The sequence below is a fragment of the Kribbella capetownensis genome (genome assembly GCF_004331485.1).
Classification (GTDB): domain Bacteria; phylum Actinomycetota; class Actinomycetes; order Propionibacteriales; family Kribbellaceae; genus Kribbella; species Kribbella capetownensis.
On the sequence record NZ_SJKD01000001.1, the window covers coordinates 1847265 to 1863899 of the forward strand.

Annotated in this window: 14 protein-coding genes; 9 read left to right on the forward strand and 5 right to left on the reverse strand. The window is 69.2% G+C overall.

Annotated elements, in window-relative coordinates; translation table 11 throughout:
• Positions 1-26 precede the first annotated feature (26 nt).
• Genes E0H75_RS09055 through E0H75_RS09070 form a run of 4 tightly spaced genes read left to right on the forward strand, consistent with a single transcriptional unit; the run spans position 27 to position 3795 of the window.
• On the forward strand, positions 27-614 hold the full coding sequence (locus E0H75_RS09055; RefSeq protein ID WP_165553522.1) for a TetR/AcrR family transcriptional regulator: 588 nt from the start codon (positions 27-29) through the stop codon (positions 612-614).
• Positions 595-2124, forward strand: a complete 1530-nt coding sequence (locus tag E0H75_RS43965) for a nitrilase-related carbon-nitrogen hydrolase (protein ID WP_131512718.1) — start codon at positions 595-597, stop codon at positions 2122-2124. The genes E0H75_RS09055 and E0H75_RS43965 overlap by 20 nt, the downstream gene beginning before the upstream one ends.
• Positions 2045-3151, forward strand: coding sequence for a lactate 2-monooxygenase (locus E0H75_RS09065; RefSeq protein WP_238162936.1), 1107 nt, complete (start codon positions 2045-2047; stop codon positions 3149-3151). Before E0H75_RS43965 ends, E0H75_RS09065 begins: the two co-directional genes overlap by 80 nt.
• A complete protein-coding gene (locus tag E0H75_RS09070) occupies positions 3148-3795 on the forward strand; it encodes an HAD family hydrolase (RefSeq protein WP_131512720.1) in 648 nt (215 codons plus the stop codon). The genes E0H75_RS09065 and E0H75_RS09070 overlap by 4 nt, the downstream gene beginning before the upstream one ends.
• A 142-nt stretch (positions 3796-3937) precedes the next feature.
• Here the strand turns inward: E0H75_RS09070 and E0H75_RS09075 are convergent, their stop codons facing one another.
• From E0H75_RS09075 to E0H75_RS09085, 3 genes are all read right to left on the reverse strand, one after another.
• Entirely contained in the window at positions 3938-4900 is a 963-nt protein-coding gene (locus E0H75_RS09075; protein WP_131512721.1) for a GlxA family transcriptional regulator, read from the reverse strand.
• A gap of 170 nt (positions 4901-5070) precedes the next feature.
• A complete protein-coding gene (locus tag E0H75_RS09080) occupies positions 5071-6150 on the reverse strand; it encodes a 2-oxoacid:ferredoxin oxidoreductase subunit beta (RefSeq protein WP_131360356.1) in 1080 nt (359 codons plus the stop codon).
• Positions 6147-8138, reverse strand: a complete 1992-nt coding sequence (locus tag E0H75_RS09085; RefSeq protein WP_238162896.1) for a 2-oxoacid:acceptor oxidoreductase subunit alpha — start codon at positions 8136-8138, stop codon at positions 6147-6149. Before E0H75_RS09085 ends, E0H75_RS09080 begins: the two co-directional genes overlap by 4 nt.
• Positions 8139-8378: 240 nt before the next feature.
• Here E0H75_RS09085 and E0H75_RS09090 point away from each other — a divergent pair, with 240 nt between their 5' ends.
• Both E0H75_RS09090 and E0H75_RS09095 read left to right on the forward strand, forming a co-directional pair.
• On the forward strand, positions 8379-9173 hold the full coding sequence (locus E0H75_RS09090) for a hypothetical protein (RefSeq protein ID WP_131512722.1): 795 nt from the start codon (positions 8379-8381) through the stop codon (positions 9171-9173).
• Positions 9174-9182: 9 nt separating this feature from the next.
• Positions 9183-9539 carry an NADH-quinone oxidoreductase subunit A gene (locus E0H75_RS09095; RefSeq protein WP_131512723.1) on the forward strand — a complete coding sequence of 119 codons (357 nt, stop codon included), beginning with the start codon at positions 9183-9185 and terminating at the stop codon, positions 9537-9539.
• A 167-nt stretch (positions 9540-9706) separates the two neighbouring features.
• On the opposite strand, the gene E0H75_RS09100 is transcribed toward E0H75_RS09095, so the two are convergent.
• Positions 9707-10606 (reverse strand): ornithine cyclodeaminase family protein, encoded by a 900-nt coding sequence (locus E0H75_RS09100; protein ID WP_131512724.1) that lies wholly within the window; start codon positions 10604-10606, stop codon positions 9707-9709.
• Positions 10607-10661: 55 nt separating this feature from the next.
• On the opposite strand from E0H75_RS09100, the gene E0H75_RS09105 reads away from it, so the two are divergent.
• From E0H75_RS09105 to E0H75_RS09115, 3 genes are all read left to right on the forward strand, one after another.
• A complete protein-coding gene (locus E0H75_RS09105; protein ID WP_238162897.1) occupies positions 10662-11678 on the forward strand; it encodes a dipeptidase in 1017 nt (338 codons plus the stop codon).
• 1 nt (position 11679) lies between these two features.
• On the forward strand, positions 11680-13029 hold the full coding sequence (locus E0H75_RS09110) for a serine hydrolase domain-containing protein (RefSeq protein ID WP_131512725.1): 1350 nt from the start codon (positions 11680-11682) through the stop codon (positions 13027-13029).
• A 292-nt stretch (positions 13030-13321) separates the two neighbouring features.
• A complete protein-coding gene (locus E0H75_RS09115) occupies positions 13322-13540 on the forward strand; it encodes a hypothetical protein (RefSeq protein ID WP_131512726.1) in 219 nt (72 codons plus the stop codon).
• 117 nt (positions 13541-13657) lie between these two features.
• On the opposite strand, the gene E0H75_RS44570 is transcribed toward E0H75_RS09115, so the two are convergent.
• Positions 13658-16576 (reverse strand): helix-turn-helix transcriptional regulator, encoded by a 2919-nt coding sequence (locus E0H75_RS44570; RefSeq protein WP_131512727.1) that lies wholly within the window; start codon positions 16574-16576, stop codon positions 13658-13660.
• Positions 16577-16635 lie beyond the last annotated feature (59 nt).

Below are 16635 nucleotides of genomic sequence, written 5' to 3' on the forward strand. Positions count from 1 at the left end.
TAGGTAATGCAGGTTGAATGGCATTCATGAGCGAGGTGACGACGAAGGACCGGATCACCGCGGCCGCGACCTGGCTGCTGACCGAGCACGGCGCGGCCGGCGTGTCGATGCGGAAGGTGGCGGCCGCGGTCGGGATCACTCCGATGGCGATCTACCAGTACTTCCCGGACCGGGAGACGCTGCTGAACGCGGTCGCGGACGCGGCCTTCGCCGAACTGGTCCGGCGCTGGGAGTCCGCCCCGCGCAGTACGGCGGCGGACGCGCGGATGCGGGAGATGCTGGTCGACCATGTCGACTTCGCGCTCGCCCAGCCGCGGCTGTACGACTACATGTTCACCGAGCGGCGCGACCAGGCGCGGAAGTTCCCGGACGACTTCCGGGCGCGCAAGTCGCCGACCTTCAACCTGGTCGCCGACGCGATCTCCGACGGCGTCGACCAGGGTCTCTACAACGGCGACGACGACATCTGGGAAACCAGCCTGATGTTCGCCGCCCTCCTGCATGGCCTGATCCAACTCCACCACGGCGACCGCATCGGCATGCCCGAACCCGCCTTCCGCGCGCTGTGCCTAAAACTCGCCGAAAGGATGATCGATGGCCTCCTCCGTACCTAACTCGACCGCCCGGGTCTGGGCCGCCCTCGCGGCCGTCGCCACCGGTGTGCTGCTGTACTTCGGTTCCGGCTTGCATACCGTCCCGGCGCTGACCTGGTTCGCACCGCTGCCTGTGCTCCTCGTCGCACCCCGCCTGAAGCCAGGGCTTGCGGCCGTGACCGCCTTTGTTGGTTGGCTTCTAGGGCTCACCAATCTGGTCCGCTACCTGCGCGGTGACCTCGAGCTCCCGCTGGTCGCGTTCGCCTTCCTGCTCCTGCTCGCGGGTGTCTTCACCGCCACGGTGCTGCTCTTCCGCGCGCTGGTTGTCCGCAGGCACTTCGTGCTCGCCGCCTTCGCCGCTCCCGCGCTCTGGGCGGCCGTCGACTACCTGATCGCGACCGTTTCCCCACACGGCGCGTTCACCAGCCTCGCCTACACCCAGGCCGAGGTAGCACCCATCAACCAGATCGTCTCCCTGACCGGCCTGTGGGGCCTCAGCTTCCTCCTGTTCTTCCCGGCCGCCGTCCTCGCCACGAGACGTCTCGTCCTGGTCAGTGCTCTGGTGGTCGTTGCCGCCAGCACCTGCCTGTACGGCGTACTCCGGCTCGACGGAACCGCGGACGCTCAGCCGCTGCGGATCGCCGTACTCTCCGCAGAAGGTGAAGACAACGCGCGCTGGCCGGACGGCGGCGGCCCCGCCGTGCTGGAGCGCTACCGCCCGATGATCACCGACGCGGCCCGATCCGGCGCGCAGGTCGTCCTGCTCCCGGAGAAGATCATCGACGTCGAGGCGACCGCGCTTCCCCAGCTGTCCAGGGAGTTCCAGACACTTGCCACCAGCAACAAGGTCGAGCTCGTCGTCGGCCTCACCGTCTTCGGGCCTGACGACTACAACCGGGCTCTGATCTTCCACCCCGACGGCAGCGCGCCCACGTCGTACGACAAACACCACCTGATCCCCGGCATGGAGCCGTACACGCCCGGCGACCACCTCGCCGTCTTCAACAGTTGGGGCTTGCTGATCTGCAAGGACCTGGACTTCCCCGCGCTCTCCCGTGCGTACGGGAAAGAAGCTGTCAGCCTGCTACTGGTGCCGGCGCTCGACTTCGAGGACGACGGCTGGCTGCACAGCCGGATGGCACTGCTCCGCGGCATCGAGAACGGCATCCCGATGGCCCGCGACGGCAGCAAGGGCCGCCTCACCCTCAGCGACGCGCAGGGACGGATCGTGTCCGAGACGACGGCGCCTGCCGACGCGCCGGCCGTCCTGATCGGCGACCTCCGGCCCGGCAGGAACGGGACCGTCTACACCGCCTGGGGTGACTGGTTCGCCTGGCTGTGCTGCCTGGTCGCCCTGGCCGGGGTGGTGTGGTTGAGGTCGCGCGGTGGGCGTGGGAGCATCCGGCATGGCCAACTTTGGGGATCACCAGTTGCAGATCTACCTGCAGGGGATGCTGCAGGGGACACGGCCGGAGATCACGACCGACCTGGCCCGGCTGGAGTCGCAAGCGGCCGGGACACTGTCCGCTGAGGCGATGGGGTACATCGTGCCGAGCGCGGGCAGCGGGGCGACGGCGCGGGCGAACCTGGCGGCGTTCGACCGGTGGCGGCTGGTGCCCCGGATGCTGCGCGGTAGCACCGACCGTGACCTGTCCTGCACCATCCTCGGTACGGCGATGCCCGCGCCGGTGCTGGTCGCGCCGATCGGAGTACAGACACTGGCCCACCCGGACGGCGAGCTCGCGACGGCCCGGGCCGCGGATGCGCTCGGCCTGACCTACACACACTCGACGCAGGCGAGCCACGCCTTCGAGCAGATCGAGGCGAAGAGCAAGTGGTACCAGCTCTACTGGCCGACCGACCGCGACGTCTGCCTGAGCTTCCTGCAGCGGGCGAAGGCGAGCGGGTACGGCGTCCTGGTCGTCACCCTCGACACCGGGACGCTCGGCTGGCGTCCGGCCGACCTGGACCGCGGGTTCCTGCCGTTCCTCAAGGGGGAGGGCCTGGCGAACTACTTCAGCGACCCGGCCTTCCAAGCCAAGCTGGCCAAGCCGGTCGCGGAAGACCCGGGCGCGGCGGTGATGCACTGGGCGCAGATGTTCCCGAACGTCGGCCTGGGCTGGGACGAGTTGTCGTTCCTGCGGGACAACTGGGACGGCCCGATCGTGCTGAAGGGAATCACGGCCGTCGAGGACGCGAAACTGGCCGCCGAGCACGGCGTCGACGGGGTCGTGGTCTCGAACCACGGCGGCCGTCAGGTCGACGGGGCGATCGCGTCACTCGACGCGCTACCGGCGATCGCGGACGCGGTCGGTGAACAGGTGACGGTCCTCTTCGACTCAGGTGTCCGTACCGGCTCGGACGCCGCGAAGGCCTTCGCCCTTGGCGCGAAGGCGGTCCTGCTCGGCCGTCCGCTGCTCTACGGTCTCGCACTGGCCGGGCAGGCGGGTGTCGAGCACGTCCTGCGCTGCTTCCTGGCCGAGCTCGATCTGACCCTCGCACTGTCCGGCTACGCCAACCACCGAGAGCTCAACCGGGACTCGGTGGTCCGGGCGTGAAGGCGGTCATCTTCGACCTGGACAACACGCTGTTCGACCACACCGGGTCGGCGACGCACGCGATCCGCAGCTGGATCCCCGAGCTGGGTGGTACGACGACCGACGAGTTGGTCGCGCAGTGGTTCGTGATCGAGGACCGCGTCTACAGCCGGTTTCTGGCCCTCGAGATCACCCATCAGGGGCAGCGGCGTGGCCGGCTCCGCGAGTTCCTGCCCCTGCTCGACCACCCGGTCCCGCCGACCGACGAGGAGCTCGACGAGCTGTTCACCGGCTACCTGCATCACTACAAGTCGAGCTGGACCGCCTACCCGGACGCCCGCCCCGCCCTGGAAGTTGCCCGGAGCAACGGCCTGCGGATCGGCGTGCTGACCAACGGCAGCACGCAACAGCAGAACGCGAAACTCGAGGCGATCGGGCTGGCCGACCTGGTCGACGTGGTCTGTACGACGGAATCCCTGGGCGTCAGCAAGCCCGCACCCGAGACCTACCTGCGGACCTGCGAGGCGCTCGGCACCGAGCCGATCGACACGAGCATGATCGGCGACAACCTCGAGCTCGACGTGCTGGCGCCCCGCGCCCTCGGCCTGACCGCGCATCACCTCGATCGTGCGGCCGGCGTCACCCTCACGGACCTCGTGTCCTGAGTCGGACTGGTCTGAGATTGCGGTCTTCGGAGTCGGAGAAGGCGTTCGTCATGGCACGATCTTCCGGACGGTCCGGGAGCCGGGCCATCCATCCGGGCCGATCAGGTCCGGATGTCTGCTGGAACGGACCGGATTCCTGGGATCAGGCCGGTGTCTGCGTCCGCCGGTACTGCGACGGAGGTACGCCGTACCGGTCGAGGAAGGCCTGCCGGAGGGACTCGGTCGAGCCGAAGCCGCACTGCCGGGCGACGGCCGCAAGGGGCAGTTCGCCCGAGACCAGGAGGTGTGCTGCGGCCTCGGTGCGGACGCCGCGGACGTACTGCGCCGGCGTCTGCTCGACGTGGGTCAGGAACATCCGCGACAGGTGCCGCTCGCTGACCCCGGCGAGCCGGGCGAGGGCCGGCGTACTGAGATCCGAGTTCGGATGGCTGACGATGTGGTCGCGGAGCCGTCGGACCAGGAGATCGCCGCTCAGCCGGCTTGCCACGAACATGCTCATCTGGGACTGGGCGGCCGGCCGCTGGAGGTAGGTGACCGTGCCGAGCGCGACACCGCGGGCGATCGCCTCGCCGTGATCCTCCTCGATGAACGACATGGTCAGATCCAGTGCGCTCGTGACGCCACCCGAGGTCGCGATCTCGCCGTCGCGGATGTAGATCGGGTCCGCGTCGACATCGACGTCCGGGTGCTTCGCCGCGAGTTGGTCGGCGTACATCCAGTGCGTCGTGATGCGGCGCCCGCTCAGCAGGCCGGTGGCCGCTAGGACGGTCGCGCCGGTGCACACCGACGAGACGCGGCGGGCGAGCGCGGACAGGCGTCGTACGTGCCCGACCAGACTGCGGTCCGCGGCGGCATCCTCGTGTCCGAGTCCGCCGGAAACGAGCAGCGTGTCCATCGGCTCGTTGAACCGCTCGAGCGCCACGTCGGCCTGCAGTTGCAGACCCGAGTCGCACCGCACCGTGCGCTTCCCCGGCGTCGCCAGCACCATCCGGTACGGCGGGCTGGCGCCGATGCGGTTCGCGATGTCCAGACATGACGTCACGCAGGCGATGTCGAGCAGTTCGGCACCGTCGTACGCGACCAGGAGGACCAGGCGTTCGTCCACGTCGTCACGGTATCCGCTCTTGCGTCGTAACGTTTACAACACATACCGTCGTTCTGGAGTATTCGCTACAGGAGGTTCGATGGAGCGAGTCGCGGCCCTGGTCCGGCGGTACGTCGACGCCGGGTGGGTGGAGGACCCGGATGGCTTTCAGGCAGCCGTCCGGGCCTTCCTCAGTTGATCGTCCAGGTGTCGGAGCCGGTGACCAGGGCCTGCAGGTCGCCGGTGCCCTGAGCCTCCTGGGCGGTGGTGATCTGCTGGCGGACCATGTCGTCGTACGCCGGGCGCTCGACCGCACGGAAGATGCCGATCGGGGCCTGGTGCAAGATGCCGGCGTCGGTCAGCCGCGACAGCGCGAACGCGTACGCCGGGTCGTCCGCATGGGCGTCGTGGACGACCAGGTCGGCCTCGCCGTTCGGGAGGTCGGCGACCTCCTTGACGGCCAGCGACGCGAAGCCGTCCCGGACCACGCCGAGCCGGCCTTCCTTGCCGAACCGGATCGGCTCGCCGTGCACCAGCGGGATGATCGCGTCGTCGCGGGTCTCCGGATCCTTGAACGCCTCGAACGCGTTGTCGTTGAAGATCGGGCAGTTCTGGTAGATCTCCACGATCGCGGTGCCGCGGTGCTCGGCCGCCGCACGCAGCACCGAGGTCAGGTGCTTGCGGTCGGAGTCGATCGTGCGGGCCACGAACGTCGCCTCCGCGCCGAGCGCCAGCGAGACCGGGTTGAACGGGTTGTCCACCGAGCCCATCGGCGTCGACTTGGTCACCTTGCCCGGCTCCGAGGTCGGCGAGTACTGACCCTTGGTGAGGCCGTAGATCCGGTTGTTGAACAGCAGGATCTTCAGGTTCACGTTGCGCCGCAGCGAGTGGATCAGGTGGTTGCCGCCGATCGACAGCGCGTCGCCGTCACCGGTCACCACCCAGACGCTCAGGTCGGGCCGCGCCACCGCGAGACCGGTCGCGATCGCCGGCGCCCGCCCGTGGATCGAGTGCATGCCGTACGTCGACAGGTAGTACGGGAACCGGGACGAGCAGCCGATGCCGGAGACCATCGCGATGTTCTCGCGCTTGATCCCGAGCTCGGGCAGGAAGCCCTGGAACGCGGCCAGTACGGCGTAGTCACCGCAGCCGGGGCACCACCGGACCTCCTGGTCCGACACGTACTCCTTGCGGTTCTGCGGCTCGCTCGCGGCCGGGACGCCGTGCAGCCCACCGGGCAGACTCGGCAGGCCGAGGTCGACCGTGCTCATCGTGCTCCTCCCAACCGGGACTGGTGCAGATCGTGCTCGTTACCGTTCAGGGCTTCGCCGTGCGTCAGGTTGGCGGCGGCCTCGCCCAGGTGGCGGGCGTCGTCGTCGATGCCCTCGGTCTCCTCGACCAGGTTGCCGATCACCTCGGCCAGCTCGGCCGCGCCGAGCGGCATGCCCCGCACCTGCGCGTAGGACACGACGTCGACCAGGAACTTCGCCCGCAGCAGCATCGCCAGCTGGCCCAGGTTCATCTCCGGGACCAGGACCTTGTCGTAGCTGCGCAGCAGGTCGCCCAGGTTCGGCGGGAACGGGTTCAGGTGCCGCAGGTGGGCCTGCGCGACCTTGCCGCCGACCTTGCGGACCCGGCGGACACCGGCGCCGATCGGGCCGTACGTCGAACCCCAGCCCAGCACCAGGACCTTCGCGGTACCGTCCGGGTCGTCGACCTCGATCGGGTCGATGGAACGGGCGATGCCGTCCACCTTGGCCTGCCGGGTGCGGATCATCAGGTCGTGGTTGGCCGGGTCGTAGGAGATGTTGCCGGTCTTGTCCTCCTTCTCCAGACCGCCGATGCGGTGGTCCAGGCCCGCCGTCCCCGGGATCGCCCAGGCGCGGGACAGGGTCTCCGGGTCGCGCAGGTACGGGAGGTAGAGCGGTGCGCCCTTGTCGTCGGTGGCGTTCGGCTCGAGGGTGAAGTTCGGGTCGATCGTCGGCAGGTCGTCGACCACCGGGATCTGCCACGGCTCCGAACCGTTGGCCAGGTAGCCGTCGGACAGCACGATCACCGGCGTCCGGTAGGTGATGGCAATCCGGGCCGCCTCGACCGCGATCGCGAAGCAGTCCGCGGGGGACTGGGCCGCGAGCACCGGCAGCGGGGCCTCGCCGTTGCGGCCGAACATCACCTGCAGCAGGTCGGCCTGCTCGGTCTTGGTCGGCATACCGGTCGACGGGCCGGCGCGCTGGATGTCGCAGACGACCAGCGGCAGCTCGAGCATCACGCCGAGGCCGATCGTCTCGGACTTCAGGCTGATGCCCGGACCGGACGAAGTGGTCACGCCGAGTGCGCCGCCGAACGACGCACCCAGGGCAGCGCCGACACCGGCGATCTCGTCCTCGGCCTGGATCGTGGTCACGTTGAACCGCTTGAGCTTGGACAGCTCGTGCAGTACGTCGGAGGCCGGGGTGATCGGGTACGCGCCCAGGACCAGCGGCAGACCGGCCCGCTGAGCGCCCGCCACCAGGCCGTACGCCAGCGCCAGGTTGCCGGAGATGTTCCGGTAGGTGCCGGTGGCCATCTTGGCCGGCTTCACCTCGTACCGGACCGAGAACTCCTCGGCCGTCTCGCCGAAGTTGTAGCCGGCCCGGAAGGCCGCGATGTTCGCGTCCCGGATGTCCGGCTTACTGGCGAACTTCGTCTCGAGGAACGTGATCGTCGACTCGACCGGGCGCTGGAACAGCCACGACACCAGCCCCAGCGCGTACATGTTCTTGGCCCGGGACGCGTCCTTGCGGGACAGGCCGAACTCCTTGACCGACTCCACCGTCATGCCGGTCAGGTTCAGGCCGATCACGTGGTATGCGTCCAGCTCGCCGGTCTCCAGCGGGTTCTGCTCGTACCCGATCCGCTTCAGGTTGCGGGCGGTGAAGTCCGCGGTGTCGACGATGAGCGTCGCCCCGCGCGGTACGTCGCGCAGGTTCGCCTTCAGCGCCGCCGGGTTCATCGCGATCAGCACATCGGGCGCATCACCCGGCGTGAGGATGTCGTGGTCGGCGAAGTGGAGCTGGAACGACGACACTCCCGGCAGAGTTCCGGCTGGTGCCCGGATCTCGGCGGGGAAGTTGGGCAGGGTCGACAGATCATTGCCGAACGATGCCGTTTCCGCTGTGAACCTGTCCCCCGTGAGCTGCATCCCGTCGCCGGAGTCGCCGGCGAAGCGGATCACCACGCGGTCGAGCTGCTTGACCTCGATGGTCACTGTTCTGTTCATCTCCAAGTCGAAGCTTGGGTCGGCCCGCCGCGTCGTGGGCGACAGGTCGATCCCCCCAGTTCAGGGCGATAACCCCAATATTAGTTCGCCCTTAGTACAGAACCATGCGGAAGCCCCGGTGGTCCACAGCCTGGGACACGGTGTTAGTAGGTGGGTTCATCCGCTAGTGACAAATCCGCTCATGTCACCCTGCGCAGTCGTTCGCTTGCGATCCGCAGTCACAACCGGCAGCATGTCGGCATGCGTGCCGTTGCCGGACTGCTGATCCTTGCCCTGACCGGATGCTCCGCGCAGGTGGCGCCCGCGATGAGTCTCGGCGGTACGGCGCCCGCAGTGGCGCCGGCGTCGGCCGCTGCACCGACGCGGACAGCCAAGATCACCACCATCCGGACAACGGACACCACCAAAGGTGTGATCACGGTGATCGGCTCGTTGACGCCGGCACCGAAGGCGGGCACGCGGATCCCGCTGCAGCAGTGGATCCCGGCCGCGAAACGGTGGCAGGAGATCGCGCACGGGTACTCGTCGGACAGCTCGGTGACGATCAAGGCCGTGCAGCCCGGGTCGGTCCGGACGTATCGCATCGCGGTCGGGCCACAGGCGCCGTACCCGGCAGCCGTCTCGCCGGTGATCAGCCTCAAGCACTATGTCTGGCGCGGGATCTTCAAGCGGGGCGTGCTGGCCGCGGGTGGGAAGGGTGCGCCGCAGTTCAATGTGGTGCCGCCGAACGAAGGACCGCGGCGGGCGGAGGCCGACCTGCTCGCGAACAAGGGCGGGTTCGTCTGGGGTGACGTCGACTCGACCGGCTGCAGCTATGTGCGCAACTGGCTCGGCAACCTCACCGACGGGACTGTGCGGGTGTCAGTGCACAACGGGACCAAGGCAATCACCTCGGTGCGGCAGGCGCAGGAGACCGAGACCTGGCTCAACGCCAAGATCCTCGGCGTCACCCGCCTCCGCCTCCAGGTCACCGACCTCAAATCCGGCTACGGCCCGTACGTCTCGGTCGACTCGATGATGCTCTGCACCAACTAGGCTGCTGCCGTGTCGGAGAGCTATGGGGTCATCCTCGCGGTGGTCGCGCTCGGTCTGGTCGGGCTGATCGGTGCCTTCGCGCTGAACAAGGCGCTGACCGTCACCTATCCGACCGAGAGCAAGCTCAAGACGTACGAGTCCGGCGTGGACCCGGTCGGCGAAGGGTGGGCGCAGGTACACATCCGGTACTACCTGTTCGCCTACCTCTACGTGATCTTCGCCGTCGACGCGATCTACCTGTTCCCGTGGGCGACGATCTTCGCCACCCTCGGCTTCTCCACCTTGATCGAGATGTTCGTCTTCCTCGCTTTCGTCGCGGTCGGCCTGCTGTACGCCTACCGCAACGGCGTCCTCCGCTGGACGTGACGGACCGCCAGGCCATCACGATCGGCCACGGTCACGCTCAACCTGTCTGCGACCTTGTGATGGCCCGGACGTCCGGCACTCACCAACCTCCGGCGCGTCGACCGTCGCACGCTCAGCCGTCGGCGCACTCCGGCGTGTCGGTCGGGTTGGTGAGTGGCCCAGGTCCGCTAGGCGCGGGCGAGGGCCGCGGCGATTGCCCAGTCCTGTGGGCCGATGCCGACGGACTTGAAGACGGTGCGGCCGGTCGAGGCCGGGGGAGTTGAGAGGGCGGGCCCGAGCTCGACCAGGTCCGTGCGTTGCAGCGTGCCGGAGTCGACAGCGTCGATGATCTCGCCGGACTCTTCCAGCGCCGCTTCCTGCTGATCGACGAGGACCGTCGACGCGGTGGCGAAGAGGTCGCGCGGCAGCTCGCGCATCGTCGGGCGGAAGGCGCCGATCGCATTGACGTGGACGCGGCCCGGGAGTGCGTCGGCACTGAAGAGTGGTGCGGTGGACGAGGTGGCGCAGCAGACGATGTCCGCGTCGGCGATCGCGTCGTCGATGTCCGTGCCCGGAGTGAACTTCACCTCGGGAAACTCGTCGGCGAGTGTCTTGCTCAGCGCCCTGGCGTGGTCAGCCGAGCGGCCGGTGACGATGACGTCGGCGATCGGACGTACGGCGAGAACTCCACGGACCTGGTCCGGTGCCTGAGCGCCCGTGCCGATCAGAGCGAGCCGGGACGCGTCGGCCGGAGCGAGCAGATCGGTGGCGACTCCGACGACCGCACCGGTCCGCAACGTGGTGATCGAGCCGCCGTCCGCGACGAGTTGATCGCCGGCGCCGGTCCAGATCACGGTCGCGCGGATGGCCGGCACCTCGTCGAGAGCGATACCGATCTTCTTCACCACCGCGCTCCCGGTCGGTGTGTGGTACGCCGACATCACCAGCACCGACCCGTCGCCGAAGATCTGCCGCGGCGGCAGCACGAAGTTCCCCGCCGCCAGTTCCCGGAACGCGTCCCGTACCGCGTCGATCGCCGTACTCATCGGAACCGCACGCCGGACGTCCTGAGCCGAAAGCACCTTCACCAGCCCGAGCATATTCTGGTCCCGCCAACCATCACATACGCGCAAGGGGGATCGAGTGAACCTGCACCGGGACGCACTGGTGGCGGATGCGCACAACGACCTGTTGATGCTGGTGGCGCGACGGCCGAAGGCGACGTGGGCGCAGTACTTCCGGGCGCGGTGGATCCCGCAGTTGCGCGAGGGCGGGATCGATGTCCAGGTCCTGCCGGTGTTCATCGACGACGAGTTCCGGCCGGAAGGCGCGTTGCGCGAGACGCTGCGGATGATCGAAGCCGCACACCGGATCGCCGAGGCCAACGCCGATGAGGTCGCGCTCTGTACGGCGCCCGGCGACATCGCGGCCGCCACCGCGGCGGGCAAGATCGCGCTGGTGCTGGCGCTCGAAGGCTGCCCACAGATCGACAACGACCTCGAACTCCTACAGACGCTACAGCGGCTCGGCGTCCGGATGGTTTCGTTCACCCACTTCGGCCGCAGCGCGCTCGGCGACGGATCGGGCGAAGACGCGGCCGGCAGCCGACTGACCCACGCCGGCGTCGAGGCGGTCGGTCTGCTCGAGGACCTCGGCGTACTGATCGACGTCTCGCACGTCGGCCGCGGCGGCGTCGAGCACATCCTCGACCTGGCGACCAAACCGCTGGTCGCGTCGCACTCCAGCGCGTTCGCCTTGCGCGACCACCACCGCAACCTGACCGACGAGCAGTTGCGCGCGATCGCGGCCATCGGCGGCGTCATCTGCGTGAACTTCTTCGCCGGATTCCTCACCACCGCGGAGAAGCCGACCGTCGAGCACCTGGCCGACCACCTCGAGTACGTCGTGAACGTCGCCGGGGCCGACCACGTCGGACTGGGCAGCGACTTCGTCGCCGAGGTGTTCGCGGAGAAGATCCCCGCCTGCGACCGGCCGATCGTGATCCAGGGGCTGGACGCCGAAGTGTTCGTCCCCGGCCTGGAGGGACCGGCCGGGATGCCGCTGGTCACCGACGCGCTCCAGCGCCGTGGGTTGTCAGAGGCAACTATTCGCAAGGTGCTCGGCCAGAACCTGGTCCGTGTTCTCTCATCGGAGGCGTGAGATGCAAAGCTGGTTGGACAACAACCTCGGTCGGCTGATCGAGAAGCACGGTGTGCCGGGCGCGTCGGTCGCGGTCTGGTCCGACGGCGAGCTGAGTACGGCGGCCGCCGGCATCCTGAGCATGAACACCGGAGTCGAGGCGACCACCGACTCGGTCTTCCAGGTCGGCTCCATCACCAAGCTGTGGACCACCACGCTGATCGCCCAGCTGGTTGTCGAGGGCAAGGTCGACCTCGATCGGCCGGTCCGCGACCACCTGCCCGAGTTCAAGCTCGGCGACGAGGCCGCGGCCGCGTCGATCACGCCGCGGCACCTGCTCACCCACACCAGCGGCTTCTCGGGTGACGCCTTCACCCCGACGTCGCGTGGCGACGACGGTGTCGAGCTGTTCATCCGCGATGTGCTGCCCGGCCTGGCCCAGGAGGTTCCGCCCGGCGCCGGGTTCTCCTACAACAACTCGGGCTTCGTCGTCCTCGGCCGGATCGCCGAGGTGCTGCGCGGCAAGCCGTATCACGAGCTGGTCCGCGAACACATCGGCGTACCGCTGGAGCTGAAGCACCTGGCAACGATCCCGGACGAGGCGCTGCTGTACCGGGCCGCGGTCGGGCACATCTCGCCGACTCCGGACGCACCGCTGGAGGCGGCCTCGCTGTGGAGCCTCGTGCATGCGATGGCGCCGGCCGGCTCGCTGCTGGCGATGAGTGCGAGCGACCTGATCACGTTCGGCCGGGCGTACCTGGACGCGACGCTGCTCGACCGAGCCATGATCGACCGCCTGTGGGAGCCGCAGGTCGAAGTACCGCGGACCGGCGGATCGGCCGAGCACCTGGGACTCGGCTGGATGATCTTCAACGAGAGCGGCCGGCCGTTCTACGGTCACGACGGCGGGACCATCGGCCAGTCCGCGTTCTTCCGACTGGTCCCCGACAAGGGCGTCGCCGTCGCCCTGCTGACCAACGGTGGCGACACCCAACCCTTGTACGACGAACTCGTCGGCCACATCCTGCGGGAAACCGCCGGGATCGAGTTGCCGGACCCACCGGTCCCGCCGGCGCAGCCGGCCCAGATCTCGGCTGACCTGGTCACCGGCCGATACCAGGGGGTGCTGACCGCGTCGACCGTCAGCGTCGAGGACGGCGAGTTCTGGGTGCTGGAGGAGGCGCTCGGTGACGAGGGGAGGGTGTTGCTGCCCGAGCCGCAGCGCACCCGGCTGGTCCCGCTCGACGACTCCCGGCTGATCGCCGCCGAGCCCGAGCGCGGTGTCCACACCGTGCTGGCGTTCCGGGATCCGGTGGACGGCCGGGCGGCGTACTTGTTCCAGGGAGGGCGGCTGACCCCGCGCAGCCGATGAGAACACTCGTTTCAAGCGGACTGCCCGGTGCATGAAGTCCGGTAGCACTGGGAAGGAGTGTCAGTGACGTGCGGCGTGGCTGGGGCCGTGGCACGCCGCGCTGTCACCGAGAGTCACCTGCCTCACCCTCACCGGGTCGTTGCCTGGTCACCCTTTGTGATTGCGGACGGCAACTATTGTGAGGGTGTACCGCGCCCTTGATAACGGATTGCGTACACCCTGTCGCCAAGTAGTCGACCTGGAGTTATGGTGATTACTCGGGGGAACGGGGTGAGTACGGGGTGGTGAGGCTATGGCGTGGCAACTGTGGGTGGCGATCGCACTCGCAGCGACCGGGCTCGTGATCCTGGTCGTGTGGCGACTGCGGCACGCTCAGCACGTCTTCGACGACATCACCCGCATCGACCGTTCCGCCGAGAGTAGCCAGTCCGATCCATCCGGTGACGAGCTCGCCCAGGCGAGGGCTCGCCGGATCCCACCGCCGTCGCCGCCACGCCGCAAGCACGGCTGACGCGACTCGGGAAGACGCCCGGTCCCCACCCGGGTTCCGCCCAAGCCGCTCACGTTCGGTGGCCCGCACAGCGCCGAACGTGAGCGGCTGTGGGACAGCCTCGGAGACTGTGGGATCTCAGTCCAGCAGCCCGTCCCGCCGCGCGACCGCGGCCGCCTCGGTGCGCGACCGGACGCCCAGCTTGCCGAGGATGTTCGACACGTGCACGCTCACGGTCTTCTCGCTGATGTACAGCTCCCGGGCCAACTGCCGGTTCGTCCGCCCGTCGGCGACCAGCTTCAGTACCTCGGTCTCTCGCGCGGTCAGCGCACCGGAACCCAGTCCCGGACCGTCGACCCCGCCGAGTTCGTCCAGCAGCGGCTTCGACCCCAGCTCCCGGCCGACCTCCGCGGCCAGCGCCGCCTGCTCGTTCGCCTCGGCCACCCGGCCCGCCGCGCGGAGCGCAGCCGACAGCCGCACCCGCGACCACGCCTGCTCGAAGACGTACCCGTACCCGAAGGCGTCCATGGTCCGTCGCCACACGGCCACGTGCTCCTCCGGTGACGGCGGATCGATCCCGGTCAGCCACCGGAGCCGCTCCCACTCCGCCTCCAGCCGCGACAGCCAGGCCAGCCCTTCGACACCTATCAACCGGCCGGGCGGCAGCCCCTTCTCCACTGTCGCCTGTCCCGTCGCGAGCAGTTCGGAGCCTCGGGCAACGAGTTCCTCGGCCGCCGACGGCTCGCTCACCGCCCGGTGGCACAGTAGTTGCAGTCCGAGCGTGGTGAACCGGATCTGCGCCATGAACCACTCGGTCTGGAACACGTCCGCCAGCAGCGCGGACACATCCGCGATCAGCTTCTCCGCCTCGGCGACCTGGTCGAGCTGGCGGTAGGCGTCCACGGCCGGCTGCAGCCCGATGATCGGCAGCATGACGTCCAGGTCCCACCACTTCCGCATCCGCTCCAGCTCTTCCGCGACCGAGGTGTCCCCGCGGCCGCTCCGGACCGCGAAGTCCACCGCACGCAGCGCCGCCGCCGATGCGGCCGGAGTCCCCGAGTCCGTCCGGGCGGTGACCGTCGCGTCGTCCCATTCGCCCAGGACGAACTGCGTCAGCGCCAGCATCCGCCGGGCGTCGAACCCGTACGCCGCCCACTGCCGGCCAAGCTCACCGGCGCGCTCCGAGGCATGGACGAGCGCTGTCTTCGCCTCCTGCAGGTCGCCCTCCTCGTAGTACGTCGAACCGAGCAGGAACCGGCTCCGCACCTCCGCCGCCGCGTCACCGGTCAACTGCGCCCGGACGGCGGCCTCCTCCAACTGCCTGGCCGCCGCGACCGGGTCACCGGCGCGGCGCCGGAGCTGGGCCAGCGTGATCCCGGCGTCGCCGGCGGCCGACTCCTGGCCGGCCTCGCGAGCGATCTCGAGCGCCTTGTGCGCCCAGCGCTCCGCCTCCATCGGGCGGCCGAGCGCGTCGGACACCCGCGCGTACAACGAGGCGACCTGGGCCTTGAAGACGGTCGACGGCTCGTCGGACACCAGCTTGAGCGCCTGGGTGACGGCTTCGTTCGCCTCCTGGTCGTGGTCGATGATCAGCGCGATGTCCGCGAGCGGCAGCAGCAACTGAGCCCGCTGCAGCTTCGGCGCGTCCGGCGGCAGATCCACGAGCGCCTTGCGGAGCATCTTGAGCGCGCGCAGGTGCTGCGAGGACAGCGTGGCCGCCAGGGCGGTGTCGACGATCAGCCAGGTCTTGTCGATGGTGTTGTCCGGCGACGCGTTCGGGAACAGTTCCAGCGCCATCTCGTAGTGCTTCAGCGCCTCCTGCGGCGCGGCGACCGTGATGGCCTCCTGCCCGGCCCGGACGCGCGCCTCGAACGCGGTGGCGAGATCGTGCGACCGGGTGGCGTGCCCGGCGAGCTCGGCCGCCGTACCTGCGACGGTCTGGTCCTTCAGCGCCTGCACGTAGGCCGCATGCTGGCGGACTCGTTCGCCCGGCAGCAGGTCGTCGTACACGGCCTCGGCCAGCAGGGCGTGCCGGAAGTAGTAGCTCGCGTTCCCCGGTACGTCGATGATGTGGGCGTCGATGAGCTCGCGCAGGGCCTGGTCGAGCTCGCGATCGGGCAGGCCGGCGACGGTGGTGAGCAGCGTGTGTGGCACTCGGCGGCCGGCGACGGCGATCACGCGGGCGACCTGCCGGGCGTCGTCGGACAGCGGATCGAGCCGGACCAGCAGCAGATCGGCCAGATCGGGTGGTACGGCGTCGCCGTCACCCATCGAGGCCGCGGCCACCAACTCCTCGGTGAAGAACGCGTTCCCACCGGCCCGGTCGAGGATCCGGCGTACCTCGGCCTCCGAGAGCGGTTTGGAGACCAGCGAGTCCAGCAATGTGCGGGACTCGTCGGAGTCCAGGGGCGCCACGTTGACGCGGCGTACGCGCGGGTTCCGGGACCACTCGGCGATCGGGCGGCGCAGCGGGTGACGGCGGTGCAGATCGTCGCTGCGGTAGGACACCACCAGGGCCAGGCGCTGTGAGGTCAGCCGGGTGATGAGGAAGCCGATCAGGTCGCGGGTGGAGTCGTCGGCCCAGTGGGTGTCCTCGATGATCACCAGCAGCGGCTCACTGGTGGACAGCGCGGTGAACGCGCCCAGGACGGCGTCGAACAGGGCGGCCCGGTCCAGCTGGCCCTCCTGGGGCACGGTCTGGGCGCCGATCAGACGGTGCGTGGGCAGAAGCCGGCCGATCGCCGGGAAGTTCGTCAGGACGCTCTCGACCAGCTCCGGCCGCTCGCCGGCCAGCCGGCCGAACATCTCGGTGAACGGCAGGTACGGCAGGCCGGCGTCGCCGAAGTCGGTGCAGTGCCCGACCAGGACGCCGAAACCGCGCTCGTGGGCCCCGGTGGCCACTTCGTCCAGCAGGCGGGTCTTCCCTACCCCCGCATCACCGGACAGCACAACGGCGCCGGCGCGGCGCGTGCGGGCGTCGTCGACGGCACTGAGGAGGGCGGCCATCTCGGTCGAGCGGCCGACGAGAGGTGTCGAGGTCCAGGGCACATCGTCCATCTTCGCCCCTGGAGCCGACACAAATCGACGGCATCCCGTCCGCTGACCCTCCCGGGCAA

Excerpts from the sequence above, each read along its gene's own strand:
- E0H75_RS09055 (WP_165553522.1), top strand. The coding sequence starts at position 27 with ATGAGCGAGGTGACGACGAAGGACCGGATCACCGCGGCCGCGACCTGG.
- E0H75_RS43965 (WP_131512718.1), top strand. The coding sequence starts at position 595 with ATGGCCTCCTCCGTACCTAACTCGACCGCCCGGGTCTGGGCCGCCCTC.
- E0H75_RS09065 (WP_238162936.1), top strand. The coding sequence starts at position 2,045 with ATGCTGCAGGGGACACGGCCGGAGATCACGACCGACCTGGCCCGGCTG.
- E0H75_RS09080 (WP_131360356.1), bottom strand. The coding sequence starts at position 6,150 with ATGAGCACGGTCGACCTCGGCCTGCCGAGTCTGCCCGGTGGGCTGCAC.
- E0H75_RS09085 (WP_238162896.1), bottom strand. The coding sequence starts at position 8,138 with ATGAACAGAACAGTGACCATCGAGGTCAAGCAGCTCGACCGCGTGGTG.
- E0H75_RS09090 (WP_131512722.1), top strand. The coding sequence starts at position 8,379 with ATGCGTGCCGTTGCCGGACTGCTGATCCTTGCCCTGACCGGATGCTCC.
- E0H75_RS09110 (WP_131512725.1), top strand. The coding sequence starts at position 11,680 with ATGCAAAGCTGGTTGGACAACAACCTCGGTCGGCTGATCGAGAAGCAC.
- E0H75_RS09115 (WP_131512726.1), top strand. The coding sequence starts at position 13,322 with ATGGCGTGGCAACTGTGGGTGGCGATCGCACTCGCAGCGACCGGGCTC.
- E0H75_RS44570 (WP_131512727.1), bottom strand. The coding sequence starts at position 16,576 with ATGGACGATGTGCCCTGGACCTCGACACCTCTCGTCGGCCGCTCGACC.